The organism is Chlorogloeopsis sp. ULAP02, from assembly GCF_038404745.2.
GTDB lineage: Bacteria > Cyanobacteriota > Cyanobacteriia > Cyanobacteriales > Nostocaceae > Chlorogloeopsis.
Genome location: NZ_JAYKTT020000068.1, coordinates 22,352 through 37,027 on the forward strand (window position 1 = coordinate 22,352; position 14,676 = coordinate 37,027).

A 14,676-nucleotide genomic window follows, 5' to 3' on the forward strand; every position below is an offset into this window, starting at 1 on the left:
ACTACTAAGACTGAAGGCTACTTTGTCTCAGATTCATCAGTGTCAGAAATTGATACCACATTCAAGTTTGATAAATCTTTGCCCTCAAGAATCGTTCCTCTAAGCTTCACCCCTTCAAGGTTCGCCCGTTCAAGATTCGCCCGTTCAAGGTTCCCCCGTTCAAGATTCGCCCATCTAAAGATCGCGCCTTCAAGGTACGCCCGTTCAAGGTACGCCCCTGCAAGCTTCGCATCTACAAGATACGCCCATCTAAGGTTCGCCCATTTAAGGTTCGCACCTTCAAGGTTCGCGCCTTCAAGGTTCGCGCCTTCAAGGTTTACTCCTAAAAGGTTTGCTCCTAAAAGGTTCGCTCCTACAAGGCTTGCTCCGCAAAAATCTTTGAGGATGAGAATGCAGTTTTGCAAGTCTAAAAAACTTAGGCAATTTAAGCAAAAAACATTATCAAAATCTACCCTTTGCCCTTGCAGCCGGGAAATCCAAGTACCAAACGCTTCTGGAGCAGGCCATTTAATCTGAGAAATATTTTCTGTCACCCTAGCACAGGCATTTAAAACAGCTAACAACGCTTCTTCTGCATTACGCGCCTGTCGGTTTTCTTCCTGAAAATCTGCTCTGGGGTTTAAGCGTTCCATCGGCATTCCATGACGCAGCATAAAACCGATTAGAGCGCATAGCGTCTGCTGCCAATTGCTGACATCTGAAGGATTTTGCAAACGCATTTCATCAACAACAAAATTAAAAAGATACTCATCCATAGCGGATGCACCACAGAGAGTTGCCCAACGTTGTAACGCGTCTCGTTCATCCCATCCTTCATCTGGATCGTCTTGGCGACGTTGCAACATATCATGCATACGCCGAACTTCTCGCACGATGCGTCTTGCTGTTAAATACTCACCAAAACTTTTGTGGGTAAATTCAAAAGTTTTCTCGTATTCATGAAATCCACTTTGCCGAAAATAAAAGGCAGTTAACAGACGATTTATTCCTAATTTTGCCCCTTCTTGAAATATTTCTAAAAGCCGCTTTAAACCACTGTGATCGCAATGACTTTCAATCTCTCTAACCGTTGTTGTGCGTCCATCTCCATGCCAAGAAGCTAGTGCAATTTCTTCGAGGATGCGAACAAAGTCTTTTTCCTGAATTCCCTGTAGTGCAGGATGTTGATATCCCGCCCAACCACGTTCATAAACTGCTTTGAGCAAATCGGCATAGATAGTATTTAAGTTGCTGTCTTGAGAAAACTCAACTTCACCGCGAACAAAACTTAATGCCACTAAATAATTAAGCAAAGGTTGGGAAGTTATTTCTGTGAGATTACCTTGGTCTAACTCTGGTGGTAAACCTGTATATCCGTAACCTTTAGCTTTGCCATAATACTGCCACCACAATTGCCGCCGATCCTGGGCTAACAAGTTTTGATTATCAATGTATTTTTCCTTTTTTTTCTCATCTTCAGTGATGAAATAAGGCAGGATATGCAAAATTTGCTGTGGTTGGCGAAATTCATTGCTATTTGCTTGGACTACTAAGTCACGACCACTAATTATGACTTGTACGTGAGTTTCTTGCTGATTAAATCTATCTACTTTTTTCTGTACTTCTCGGACAAATTGTTGGGCAACTTCTGCTGCCACTTTACCCTGCATAGATAGTTCATCTAAGCCATCAAAAATAATTAGCAACCGCGATTCGGCATACTCTGAACATAGGGGATTAGAAGGTAAAATACTATAAATATCTGAGTTTACAAACTTACCGACTGCATCAACTAAATCATCTAGGGGATTAAATTGATGCAAAGGAATAAATAAAACTTTAATTTCTCCCTTTTCTGCTACCTGGGCTGCAAAGATTTTAGCAAAGGAAGATTTCCCACTTCCGAGGCCAGCACTGATTACCCGGATGGCATCATGGCGATCGCTTTTATTCAACCAAGTTTGTAGTTGTTTTTCTAGATCAACTACAACCCGCTCATATTGTTTATTGTCTTTGAGACGGTATTCAAATTCGTCTTCTGTTTGACTGTCAGTTTTGCGCTGGTAGTAGGCACGCAAGGGAACATAAACCTGTTTCAAGCCAAAGGCTTCTAAAAACATCGGTTCTTCAACTTGTTTTTGCAGCCAAGTGCCATAACGCTGCCATGCTTGTTCTCGTGCATTGGCTTGAGTAAAAGGGGTATCGAGTTCTTCTTTTAAACAGGCGTATTTATCTGGATGTTTTGCCCATTCTTCATGCAGGGCAAAGACAAAATAGGTAGGCAAGCGATGGCTAATTGTCTCTGCTTGTGCTGGTGTGACTCCAAAGCCTTCTAACCACTGGGCAAATGGAGTTTTAATGGCTTCTACAATCGGTAGTCTTTTTGGGTAGCGAAAAAAATCCTCGTCAATGCGTAACTCTATATTTTCCAGGGAGAGATTTAGGCGATGATTGCAAATGATTTCTATTTCATTGGTGTCTGGTTGGTTGGTAAGTAACTCCTTATTGCCCTCTACCAAATCCAACATCGCTTGAGTCAAGGAGCGATAAATTAATACCCAGGCAACTTCTTGTGGTGTTTCTGCTAAACCCAGTGCAGCTGAAGCGTCTACAACATCGGTGGCAACACTATCCCACTTGCCTAAAGCAGTATTGATTGCAGCTTTGCTTAATGACTTAAAGAGTTCCTTGAAGTCTGCTTTTACTGGTTTATTCCATAATGCAACAGGCTTAGTGACTGCAAATCCCGATTCGCTGCTCATGGCTGTTGTGTGACGCTGTAGAGATATTTAGCCAATCTATTTAAACAACGCCAGACATCTTTTTTTCTGAACAACACAAGTAAATTTAAAATTTATTCAAAAAAAGTCACAATTGACCTTCAGAGGCTCAACTTTGAACCTCAAAAGCTCAACTTTCACCTTCTCAAGCTCAAGGTTGAACCTCAAAAGCTCAAGGTTGAACCTCGAAAGCTCAAGGTTGAACCTCGAAAGCTCAAACTTCATCTTCAGAGGCTCAATGTTGAACCTCAAAAGCTCAACTTTCACCTTCTCAAGCTCAAGGTTGAACCTCAAAAGCTCAACTTTCACCTTCTCAAGCTCAACATATCAAGATGTGCCGAATAGAATTCGCTGCTACACAAACCAAGTCCGCCGACGCGGACTAAAAGATAATGAAAATTTTAAAGCCTGCGGAGGCAGGCTTTGTTTGTGTAGCCCAGGCTTATAGCCTGTAGGGTAAAAGTACGATCGCTAATTAACTAACAGGAATTTCTGATGGCTTTTTCTTTGAACGGCGGGTGAATCTGCGTCCCATTTCATCAATCACCCCGTCTAATCCCATCACGTCACCACTGGCTTTAGCATAGCTGTAAACTGCCAGTGCTGCTGCATATGCTTCACTCCCAGTTGTCATCCAAGTATCGTCTACTAATTCTTGTAGTTGTGTGAGAGATAGCAATATGGGATATAACGCTTCGTACAATTCAATATCACGGCGCATTTCCTCAACATCAAAAGAACGAGGGAGAAAATTAGGATTTTGTGTCGCTACCTCTAAGGCTTTGCTGACAAAAGCCCGACTTTTATCTCCCATTTTTAACATTGAACGCCGCTCCTCAGTAGTCAAATCAACCAAAAACGGTAACTTTTCTTTGATAGTCGCGATCGCCTGCATCACCATTTCCCTGTCTGCTTTGGAAATATTGGCACTGATGCTTTTTGTTGTCATATAAATTACTCAATCTAAATCTTTAATTTCAGTGTTCCCAAAATTAGAAAAGCGATCGCTAAATAGGGGCTAGGGGCTAGAGAATATTTAAAGTAGAGCCAGAGGCTCTAGTTATTGTTACCAGGTGAACCTGGTAACAAGGATAACGAGGGTTTGTGGGCTGCTGCTTGGTGGCTGTTTGTATTGTAGAGACGCGTACACCGCAGGGGTTCCCGTAGGGTAATTTCGCGTCTCTACTCCATCAATTAAAAGCAGACTGTAACAGTTGGCGCATAAACTTAGCCTGGAGATGTTCGGGGAATACAGTCAAAAAATTATCCAAGTCATGAATAGCTTCACGGATATGCTCTAAAGATGCACCTTTAGATATGGCGTATCGATATAAGTTTTCTACGGTTGGATAATACTGAACTGCCAAATAGTAAAGGGCTAAATTAAAGGTATTGCGCCAGTCTTGAGGATTATCTTGGTAACGTTGTTTAGCAAGCTTAATGGCTGAGGCTAAGTCAGTTCGTGCTTTACTTGTTTCGTTCAGGGTTTGGTAGGCTAAAGCGCGTAAATACATATACCAATCATTGCTGGTATTTAATTGGATCGCGCGATCGAGATCTGCTAAAGCCTCGTTATGGCGTTTGAGTAGCAAATAAGTGTAACCGCGCCCAGCTAATGCATACTCGTAATGTTGTTTTGAACTAACTTCCAGAGCGCGCTCAAAGTCGCTGAGAGCTTCGTTATAATTCTCCATCCGGCAATAGATAGCTCCTCGCCCAGCTAATGCCCAGCCGTTATTATGATCTATCTCAATGGCACGATCAAAGTCTTTGAGAGCTGCGGTGTAACGGTTCATCCCTCGGTATGTGTAACCTCTCCCAACCCAAGCTTTGCCATTATTGGAGTCTAGTTCAATGGCACGATCAAAGTCTTTGAGAGCTTCAGTGTAATTATTAATTGTCCAGTAAGCATAACCTCTTGCTGCTATGGCTTTATCATTCATCGGATCGATTTCTAGGGCGCGGTTAAATTCTGTGAGGGCTTGATCGTAGCGCCCCATCAATTGGTAAGCCTCGCCCCGGCAAACAATTGCCCAGGTGTAATTAGGATCGAGGCTCAAAGCATGGTTAAAATCATTGAGAGCCTTAGAATAGTTCCCAATCAATTGATAAATTTCACCGCGACAGGCAATTAACCAAGTGTCTTGGGGTTTAAATTCGATTGCTCGTTTAAATTCTTTGAGGGCTTGATCGTAATGTCCCATTAATTGATATGTTTTACCTCGACTGCTGATAGCTTGGGTGCAATTAGGATTGAGTTCTAGCGCACGCTCAAAGTCTTGGAGAGCTTCTTCGTACTGTCTCATCAATTGGTAAATTTCACCCCGGCTAGTAATTGCCCAAGTATTGTTGGGGTTAAGGGAAATAGCACGATTAAAATCTTTGAGGGCTTTGTCATAGTTTCCCATCAATTGATAAGTCTCACCCCGGTTAATAATTGCTCCAATGTCATAGGTATCTAAAGCGATCGCCAAATCGAAGTCTTGCACTGCTTGAGCATAATCTTCGATGCGGCGATAAGTTTGCCCTCGTTGAACGATCGCCCATTTGTTGGTAGGCTCTAGTTGAATGACGCGATCAAAATCGAGAATCGCTTCTACGTGATACTCCATTAACTTATATGTTGTACCTCGCAAGACAAGGGCTTGGGTTTGTTCTGGCTCTACCTTGAGAACATGGTTAAAGTCTTGCACCGCTTCGTCATAGCGCTCTTGCAAGTAATATGCTGTACCCCGCAGTAAGATTACTTTGATATCGTCTGGCTCTAATGCCAGGAAGCGATCAAAATCTTGAATAGCTTGGGAATAGCGTTCAAGCAAGTAGTATCCAATTCCTCGGAGGGCAATTGCCCCGTTTTGTTGTAAGTCATTTTCCAGAACACAATCAAAGTCTTGGATTGCTTCTTCGTAGCGTTGCATCAACAAATTGTTATACCCCCGCTGCATTCTGCCCCACATGTAATTTGGGTTAATCGCAATAGCACGATCAAAGTCTTGAATTGCTTCTTGATAGTGCTTCATCAAGTGGTAGGTATAACCTCGTTGGGCGATCGCCTGAATATTTAGGGGTTCAAAGAAAATTATCTGATCAAAGTTTTTGATCGCCTCCGAGTAACGCTCCGATTCAGCATAAATAGAACCTCGTAGTAAATTTGCTAAGTTGACTGTAGAGTCGAGAGCAGTAGCTTGTTTAAAGTTTTTGAGGGCTTCTTCATCACGTTTGGTAACATGATATATCGCACCCCGAAAGCTAAAAGCTAAAGCTCGGCACTTAGCATCTAGCTTCCCCTGATCGATGAGTGAACTCAGCATTTCGATCGTGGTTTCATAATCATCCTCTTTTAAGGCTTTTAGCCCTTTGAGTAGCTTTTCACCCCAACGCTGAACTTCTAGGGCATCAGCATCTCTGCCAACCTGAATGATTGTTTCTGCCCAAGTCAAAGCAAAATCATATTGGTGCTGAACAGCTGTCAAAAATCCATTTAAAGCTAAAGACAAGTTCTTTTGCGTGGATTGGCACAAGCGGTGATACAAGACATTGAGTTTGTGATTTTGCCAAGTCGCATCACACCACTTTTGCTGTTCGTCTAATTGCAAGTTATTTGCCAGAGCATCGTAGTAGTCTGCCAATTTTCCCTGCGAATCTGCCCAAGCTTGTGCTGAAGAAAGACGCTTGTGACGTAACATCAAAGTCTTGGCAGCATCATGAAATACCCAGCCGTGAGGATGTGCTTCCACAAATGGCAATTGTTTGAGCCATGCTAAAAGTTCATCTGCCTCTTGTTCACCACGCAACTGCACGAGCACTTCCCGGTGCAAATACCGAGGCATTGCAGCGCTCATAACTCCTTGCCGTTGTTTTGGCTCTATCCATTTTAAAAAGCGTTCTATCACTAAGCCGTTAGCATCACCAGCTTGGCTTGGATCTTGAGGAGCTTCAGCAGCAAGAGTTGCTACCAATAAGGGTAAGCGTTCAGACAGACGGAGAATAACATCAATTGTCTGGGCGTCATTAATGCCTTTGTGATTTAGATATAGTCTGGCTTCGTTTTCAGTCAAAGGTTCCAAACCAAGACGCTGGATTGAATCTTCGTAGCACGCCCAATAATTCTGATTTAACTCCTGCCGACCAGCAATCACTAGTAATATATTGGGTGGTACGTCACCATAGCAACCATCCAAAATTTCTCTGAGCCAGCCATCTAAAAATCCCTCTGTGCGATCGTAAGTATCAAAAAACAGAGCCAAATCGGAATTTTCTGCTATCTGCCATAACTCCTCTAAAAATAAAGGTGTTAACACGGCAACAGGTTCTTGCAACAAGCGTCGTTTGTCTTGATTGTGGATTTTTCTAGCAAGATAGGATGCCCATTCTGTCTGTATTGCTTCGATATCTTGATCCACGTATTCCAAAACAAGCTGAGTACGAGGAATTTGTAGCTGTAAATATATATCTCCTTTCGGCACAGTTCCCCTTAAAAAAGCCGAAAAATTCTGGGGAGCTTCAGTATCAGTTACTAATTCTTGTTGTGTATTTTGGTAAGCTTGGTAACGTTCGTTAAATTTGGTTAATTGACAACCTTGTTGTTCTAGCTGTTTTGCCAAATAAGCCATTACTGCCGGAATGTTAGTTTCCGAGTCGTTTGTATAAGCGGTGAGGAATTTTGCATTCTCAGCAATTTGACGAAACTGCCGCAATAACGAGGTTTTTCCTACACCACCCTGACCAAAAACATTGAAGATAAAGTTATGTTGATGATCAGCAAACGGCAATTCTAAATTGCGGCGAAATAGAGCGATTTGTTCTTCCCGCCCCACGAAACTTGATTGTTGGCGTTGTTTGAGAATCTGTTGCAGAGTCTGGCGCTTTTGGGGTAGTTTGCTGCAAGACACAAAATTCGGATTTTGCATTGCCACCTCTAAAGCCTTATTGACTAACTCCTGATTTTTCTCCTCATCTTCTGGTAAGTATTTACACTGCGGCTCAGTAACATCAATTAATAGTGGCAATCTTTCCCGAATAGTAGTAATAGCCTGTATAACCACTTCTTTGTCACTTAAGGAAAGAGGTGAATTTACATAATCGTCTGTCACTTTTGACACTCCCTCAATACACTCTTTAATAGAGTGTTCCCAAAGAAACAAAAAGGCGATCGCTAAACCGAATATTCTCCGAGGAAATGATGAAGATAAGATAAAGGGGACTGGGAAAAGGACGCGGGGAGGTGGAGACGCAAAGACAAGGATAATAATCATCACCCACTCTCCCCATCTTCCCTATCTCCCTCCTCTTCCTAATTCCTAGTAGCCCCTAGTCCCTAGCCTCTAGCCCCTAAAATACCGCAATACAATCAATCTCAACCAACACATCCTTAGGTAAACGAGATACCTGTACGCAGGCTCGTGCTGGTGCTGTAGCCTCGTCAAAATACTTAGCATAAATAGCATTCATCGCTGCGAAATCATTCATGTCAGCTAAGAATACAGTTGTTTTGACTACATCCTCAAACTTTGCCCCAGCCGCAGCTAAAATCGCCTGCAAATTAGCCATTACTTGTTCTGTCTGCTTAGTCACATCTCCTGTGCCGACAATGCCACCCGTCTTTGGATCGAGCGCAATTTGTCCAGCTACAAACATCATTTGACCAGAAGCAACAATAGCTTGATTGTAGGGGCCGACTGGTGCAGGTGCTTGTTCAGTGTTTATTACTTTTTTATTCATTGGTTGTCCCTGTGTTTTATTTTTACCAAAAGAGGGGCTAGGGGCTAGGGACTAGGAGCTAGGGAACAGGGTATTTACATTCCCCGTGTCCCCTCGTCCTTGCGTCTTTGTGTCCTCTTCCCAATCGCCTACCTCGGACGTATCCCATAGTGCCGATATCGCCAATAATCTTGGAGAATGCGATCGTGGTCAAAACATAAATTAGTAGGTATGCACCAAGGCTCAAAAATTCCAATATCCTTGGCGTCATCTCCTGCTTTTGCTTCTCCTTTTGCTGTGGCTAAAAAAACAATACTGATCGTGTGCTTGCGGCGATCGCGATTCGGATCGGAATACACGTGTAATTGTTCTATCAACTCCACTTGCAAACCCGTTTCTTCCGTGGCTTCGCGCTGGGCTGCGGCTTCCACAGTTTCGCCATAATCTACAAAACCACCGGGAATTGCCCAACCCAAAGGCGGATTATGTCTCTGAATTAACACTATTGGTCGATGAGGACGGTCAACCAATTCGATGATGATATCAACAGTCGGAACAGGATTTTGATGATTCATAAAACACCATTTTTGCATTAAGTCTGGTGATTCAGTTAGCTGAAAGCAGACGTCTGTTCCGTGGTAAATTCGTTGGGATATCTTCCTCCTACAGTTCAGGTTAATTATGCATCCTTTGAGAGCTAGTGGTATTTTGTTGCATCCCACTTGTTTTCCCAGTCACTACGGAATAGGAGATTTGGGAACATGGGCTTATCGTTTTATTGATTTTCTCCAAGAAAGTAACCAACAATATTGGCAAGTATTGCCTTTGGGACCAACTGGTTACGGTAATTCTCCTTATATGTCATACTCGGCTATGGCAGGAAACCCTCTATTAATTAGCCCAGAAAAGCTGCGCGATGAAGGGTTGCTGGAGGAAGAGGATTTTGCAAATTTACCAGCATTTCCTACAGGAAAGGTAGATTACCAGCTAGCTGTAGCAGCTAAAACTCCTCTGTTGAAAAAAGCCTGCGCCAACTTTAAGAGCCATGCTACACCAGAACAACAGCATGCATTCGCCAATTTTTGCCAAACTAAAGCCTATTGGTTGGATGATTACGCTTTGTTTATGGCACTCAAGGATGCGCAAGCTAGCCCAAGTTGGCACACATGGGAACCGGAAATTGCCAAGCGCCACGATAAAGCAATGGAGGCAGCGCGGCTGCTGCTGGCTGGAGCAATTTTTTACCATAAATTTACTCAATACGAGTTTTTCCGCCAATGGTCAGAATTGAAGCAGTATGCCAATCAGCGGAATATTTATATAATTGGTGATATTCCTATTTATGTGGCTCATGACAGTGCAGATGTTTGGGCGCATCCTGATATCTTTTGCCTAGATCAACAGACAGGTGAAGTGGATTTGATGGCGGGAGTTCCACCAGATTACTTTAGCGCTACCGGTCAGTTGTGGGGCAACCCGGTTTACAATTGGGAAACTTTGCAAAAACAAGACTTTAGCTGGTGGATTCAGCGATTTGAAGCGATGCTGGATTACGTCGATATTATTCGCATCGATCATTTCCGGGGATTTGAATCTTATTGGGCTGTACCAAAAGGCGAAGAAACAGCTATTAATGGAGAGTGGGTGAAAGCGCCTGGAGAAGAGTTATTTGAGACAATAAAACAAAAGCTGGGTAAACTGCCAGTCTTGGCTGAAGATTTAGGTACGATCACCCCAGAGGTAGAAGCACTGCGAGACAAGTTTGAATTTCCAGGGATGAAAATTTTGCAGTTTGCTTTTGGCTCCGATTCTGCTAACCCCTACTTACCCTTTAACTACCAACGTAATGCAGTCGTTTACAGCGGCACTCACGATAATGACACTACTGTAGGTTGGTTCAATCAAGCGTCAGATTGGGAAAAGCAAAATTTATCACTTTATTTAGGTTGCTTCAGCCCGGATGGCATCCACTGGGATTTAATTCGTCTGGCTTTGAGTTCGATCGCTAATCTGGCAATTCTTCCTTTGCAAGATATTCTCGGTTTGGGAACTGAGGCACGGATGAATTTTCCCAGCAAAGCGGAGGGCAATTGGGAATGGCGTTATGAAGCAGAGGCTTTGACTCAAGAGTCAGCCTGGAAGCTGAAAGCTTTAACCACATTATACGGACGTGTCCCGCAACCAAAGTCATAAGTTTTGAGTTATCAGTGTTGAGTTATAAATAAACTCAACACTTACATCTTGATATAAATTAAAACAGCAAGCAAAAATCATGTTTTAGAAATCGACCACAGATAAACACAGATACACACGGATGATTTATCTGTGTTTATCTGTGTCCATCTGTGGTCGTTATACCTAAAATTGGATTTTACAATCAATCTATAATTTGGTACGACTAAAGGTGAGTTAGGCTAATTCACATTAGAACAATTCAACTATGACCTTGTGTTGGCAGCGATCGTAAATTCTTTTTGTTTGCCTGGCTCTCCCAATTGCTTGGCTTTTTGACGGTTGACACTTACCAATACGCCTCCAGCATTATCAGTTCTCACTGTTAATTGCTCTTGGGCTTGCCAATTGCCACGAAAGCCCTGTGGTAGTTCACCTTCGTACTCGACTTTACCATCGACTCTAACCTGAATCCAGGATTTCTCTGTCAAGATCACACCAATCTGCAACTGTTGTTCTTCATTACTTGTAATCTCACTGACTGACTGAAGATGTTGCTGGGCATTTTGCGATCGTGAATCTAAAACGGCTTCTACATCTGGCTGTTGCTGAGTTTTATCGGCTGTTTGTAGTGCGTTGGGATTCAATAACCGAGACAAGCCAATCACAGAAGATAAAATCACAAATACATAAATAAGGTAAAGATGAATTGGACGTAATTCACTAATTGTCGTAGTCTTTAAAGCAGGCCTAGTAATGATTTTGTTGATGTTAACCGGGAAGTGACTAGCAAATTCTGTACCATCAAAGCCCAATGCATCGGCATATTGTCGAATCAACCCTTGAATGTAGATTGGCTCTGGAAGTTCTTTTAAATTACCTTCTTCAATTGCTTGCAATAGCCGCCGAGGAACTTTTGTCAGTACAACCATTTCCTCTAGTGATAAACCTTTTTCCTGGCGTGAGGCACTCAGTTGCCCACCTATGGCTGCTAACTTTTCGGCTTGCTGGCGCTCGTCAACTGAAGGTGTAGACTTATGCTTATTCCTTCTAAACCACTTCATTGGCTGTTATGCTCCTTGGATCTAGCTAAATCTTGAATTGGGAATCTACTTGAATTTGTTGTAAAAATTTAATTTCGCTCTCTTTGAGGTAACGATACTCACCTTCACGTAAGCCCTTGTGGTTAGGCACTTGTAATTGAATTAAACCTATAGCAGTACGATGTAATTTAATAACTGGATAGCCCAAATTTTGGGCAACACGGCGAATTTGGCGATTTCTTCCCTCCTTTAAAATAATTTCTAAACAGCTAGAGTCGGCTAATCTTTCGATCAGTTTTACTTGTGCTGCTCGTGTTTTTCTTCCATCCAACATCACTCCTTTACTCCACATTTGCAGTACAGCTTGCGGAGGATGTCCCTTCACCACAACACGATAGGTTTTAGAAATACTGTGACGCGGATGGGTGAGCCAAAATGTCAATTCTCCGTCGTTCGTGAGTATTAATGCTCCGGTAGAATCTGCATCTAGACGCCCAACAGGATGAATACCTTGACGAGAACGCAATTCTGGTGGTAGTAAATCCAGAACTGTCTTTCTATTTTGGGGATCGTAGCAAGTGGAGACTACACCTGCTGGTTTGTGTAGTAACAAATACACTAAAGCTGGACGTTCTACAGTTGATACTGGCTTGCCATCAACTGTAATTATGTCTCTTTGAGGATCAATTTTTTGCCCCAAATGCGCTACGTCTCCATTGACACGCACGCGCGATCGCCTAATCATTTCTTCGGCTTGACGACGCGAGGCAATACCCCATTGAGATAGAATCTTTTGTAACCTAGTCTCCATGTGGAAATTGCTTATTCTAAAATTAAAACTTAAAAAATTACTTGAAGAACTCAGAACCCAGAATACAAATTATTCTGACTTCTAACTCGTGACTACTTTTTTGTCAGTCCTTTATTGATTAAGTAAGTCGGCGGTAATAAACAAAACTAAGTTACGAAAAGTAAATATGTTTAAAAACCTAACCAATGACGAAGGACAAATGACAAATGACGGTCTTAACGAGTTAGCTTTATTTGTACCGACATACTTAAATCGTATATTTGTGGTTGGTTATTGGTAGCCACAAATGATACATTTAAGTTTTGTTGAAACTCTTGTAGATTTGTAAGTAAATCTTCATTACATTGAGTGAGTAAATGTCAGAAAACAATCTAGAAACCCAAAGTTCCCAGAAAAAACTTCGGATTGTCACAAATGTGTTGAAAGCAGCACTAAAGGTATGGTTAAGATCACAAGTTAGTCAAATCTCTGAGTTAGAAGTCGAGATCAAAGCTAGCGATCGCCAAATTCTCTCTGGTTCTATCCCCTTAGTGTCCATTAGTGCTAGTTACGCTGTTTACAAAGGTCTTCATGTTAGGCAAATTCAATTAATAGCACAAAATATTCGTATCAATATTGGCTCAGTACTTAAGGGACAGCCACTGCGACTGTTAGAAACAGTACCAGTTAGTGGGGAAATTTCCTTGGAGGAGGACGATCTTAATGCCTCTATTGCTTCTACTTTATTAGTATCGGGATTAAATGAGCTACTGGATAAACTATCACCAGAACAACGCTCACAATCCAAGTCGATAATTTGGCAAAAAATTATTCTTGGCAATGGTCACTTTATACTTTATTTTTCCCTATTTCCTGAAAACAACTCTACTCCATCAGAAATGTGTGTGCGCTTAAAATTACTGAGTCAACATGAGTTACAAGTAACACAGTTTTTCCCGAACCACAACACGGAAGTTAGAGCAGAAAATGAGAATGAACATTATATAGATTTGGGTTCAGAAGTTGACATCCAAGAACTACAACTGATCCCAGGAAAGGTAGTGTGTCGTGGGCAAGTTAACGTTAAACCTTAAAGTAAAAACTTAAAGATTAAAAATATTATCTCTTAATTCTTCATAATATCTTTATCGGTAAAAGTTTTTCCTTTCTGCCGTGTGTTGTCTCACCTGAAAATATGGTGTTCAGATCCCCGACTTTTTTAAGTCTGGGATCTATAACCTTTGATAATTTGCATGGCAGACTACTAAACCAGTAGTGGCAACAGGAGAGTGACAAAATAGAAAACTAAGGGAGCCGTAAAAATATAACTATCGGTACGGTCTAAGATACCACCGTGTCCGGGAATTAATTGCCCTGAATCTTTGACTCCTGCATCTCGCTTGAGCATAGACTCGGTGAGATCGCCTAAAAGACTAGCAATGCCAATCAATAAACCCAATGTTAAACCAGTAATCGGGTATTGAGGCCAACGAAAATAGTAAGCTCCAGCAAAGGCAATGATAATGCTGGCAAAAACACCGAAGACAGCACCTTCAACAGTTTTTTTCGGGCTGATCTCAGATAAAGGGGTTTTACCAAAGAATTTACCAATAATGTAAGCACCAATATCGGCTGCCCAGATACAGGCAAAAGTTAGTAGTGTTGCTGTTAAACCGTTTGGCAAAGAAGTTGAATGTCTTTGTTGAAGAAATTCTGTCAAACTTGAAGGCCAATAACCTTCCAAAGGAAGGTTGCTGACAACTGTACTATTAATCGCTCGCAATCTTACCCAGTAACTTGGTAAATAACCAGTGTAAAATAGCCCTAAAATCGAAGCGGAAATATCGGCGATCGTTGCCATTCTGGGCTGAAACAATAGGTAAAAACAAATGAAAGTACCTGCCACTGGCATAACTGCATCAGCTAAGTTGCCATCTAGCGTACAAATAACTAAAAGAACTTGACTAACAACAATGGTAGTTTTTGCAGCAGGAGCTATGCCTTTGGCTTTCACTAATCCAAAGTATTCGTTTTGACCTAAAAAGATAATCACGGCAAATACAATGGTAAAATACCATCCACCTAACACTGTTGCCAATAGTGCAACAGTAATTGCTACAATTCCACTAAAAATTCGAGACCAAGGCATAACTGTGAAGTATGAAGTATCAAGGATGAAGAGTGAAGTATTAAGAAATATTTATCCTTTATC

The 14,676-nt window shown here is 41.9% G+C and carries 11 protein-coding genes; 2 read left to right on the top strand and 9 right to left on the bottom strand.

Features of this window, described 5'->3' with window-relative positions; genetic code table 11:
* Positions 1–17: 17 nt before the first annotated feature.
* The 6 genes from U2718_RS23385 to U2718_RS23410 all read right to left on the bottom strand — a co-directional run bounded on the left by U2718_RS23385 (position 18) and on the right by U2718_RS23410 (position 9,034).
* Entirely contained in the window at positions 18–2,741 is a 2,724-nt protein-coding gene (locus U2718_RS23385; RefSeq protein ID WP_342002576.1) for a pentapeptide repeat-containing protein, read from the bottom strand.
* Positions 2,742–2,837: 96 nt separating this feature from the next.
* A complete protein-coding gene (locus U2718_RS23390) occupies positions 2,838–3,068 on the bottom strand; it encodes a hypothetical protein (RefSeq protein WP_342002577.1) in 231 nt (76 codons plus the stop codon).
* Positions 3,069–3,234: 166 nt separating this feature from the next.
* Positions 3,235–3,708 carry a hypothetical protein gene (locus tag U2718_RS23395; protein ID WP_342002578.1) on the bottom strand — a complete coding sequence of 158 codons (474 nt, stop codon included), beginning with the start codon at positions 3,706–3,708 and terminating at the stop codon, positions 3,235–3,237.
* 241 nt (positions 3,709–3,949) lie between these two features.
* Positions 3,950–8,014, bottom strand: a complete 4,065-nt coding sequence (locus tag U2718_RS23400) for an ATP-binding protein (RefSeq protein ID WP_342002579.1) — start codon at positions 8,012–8,014, stop codon at positions 3,950–3,952.
* Between the two features lie 76 nt (positions 8,015–8,090).
* A complete protein-coding gene (locus U2718_RS23405; RefSeq protein WP_342002580.1) occupies positions 8,091–8,480 on the bottom strand; it encodes a RidA family protein in 390 nt (129 codons plus the stop codon).
* A gap of 128 nt (positions 8,481–8,608) precedes the next feature.
* Positions 8,609–9,034 carry an NUDIX hydrolase gene (locus U2718_RS23410; protein ID WP_342002581.1) on the bottom strand — a complete coding sequence of 142 codons (426 nt, stop codon included), beginning with the start codon at positions 9,032–9,034 and terminating at the stop codon, positions 8,609–8,611.
* 106 nt (positions 9,035–9,140) lie between these two features.
* On the opposite strand from U2718_RS23410, the gene malQ reads away from it, so the two are divergent.
* Positions 9,141–10,652 carry a 4-alpha-glucanotransferase gene (gene malQ / locus U2718_RS23415; protein WP_342002582.1) on the top strand — a complete coding sequence of 504 codons (1,512 nt, stop codon included), beginning with the start codon at positions 9,141–9,143 and terminating at the stop codon, positions 10,650–10,652.
* A gap of 245 nt (positions 10,653–10,897) precedes the next feature.
* On the opposite strand, the gene U2718_RS23420 is transcribed toward malQ, so the two are convergent.
* Together U2718_RS23420 and U2718_RS23425 are read right to left on the bottom strand one after the other, a co-directional pair.
* Positions 10,898–11,695, bottom strand: coding sequence for a helix-turn-helix domain-containing protein (locus U2718_RS23420; protein ID WP_342002583.1), 798 nt, complete (start codon positions 11,693–11,695; stop codon positions 10,898–10,900).
* A 25-nt stretch (positions 11,696–11,720) separates the two neighbouring features.
* The gene (locus tag U2718_RS23425; protein WP_342002584.1) at positions 11,721–12,485 is read right to left on the bottom strand and encodes a pseudouridine synthase; all 765 of its coding nucleotides are present in this window, start codon (positions 12,483–12,485) and stop codon (positions 11,721–11,723) included.
* Positions 12,486–12,841: 356 nt separating this feature from the next.
* Between U2718_RS23425 and U2718_RS23430 the strand changes: the two genes are divergently transcribed.
* Positions 12,842–13,558 (top strand): DUF2993 domain-containing protein, encoded by a 717-nt coding sequence (locus tag U2718_RS23430; protein WP_342002585.1) that lies wholly within the window; start codon positions 12,842–12,844, stop codon positions 13,556–13,558.
* A 170-nt stretch (positions 13,559–13,728) separates the two neighbouring features.
* Here U2718_RS23430 and U2718_RS23435 read toward each other — a convergent pair whose 3' ends face one another.
* Positions 13,729–14,613 (bottom strand): phosphatidate cytidylyltransferase, encoded by an 885-nt coding sequence (locus tag U2718_RS23435; RefSeq protein ID WP_342002586.1) that lies wholly within the window; start codon positions 14,611–14,613, stop codon positions 13,729–13,731.
* Positions 14,614–14,676 lie beyond the last annotated feature (63 nt).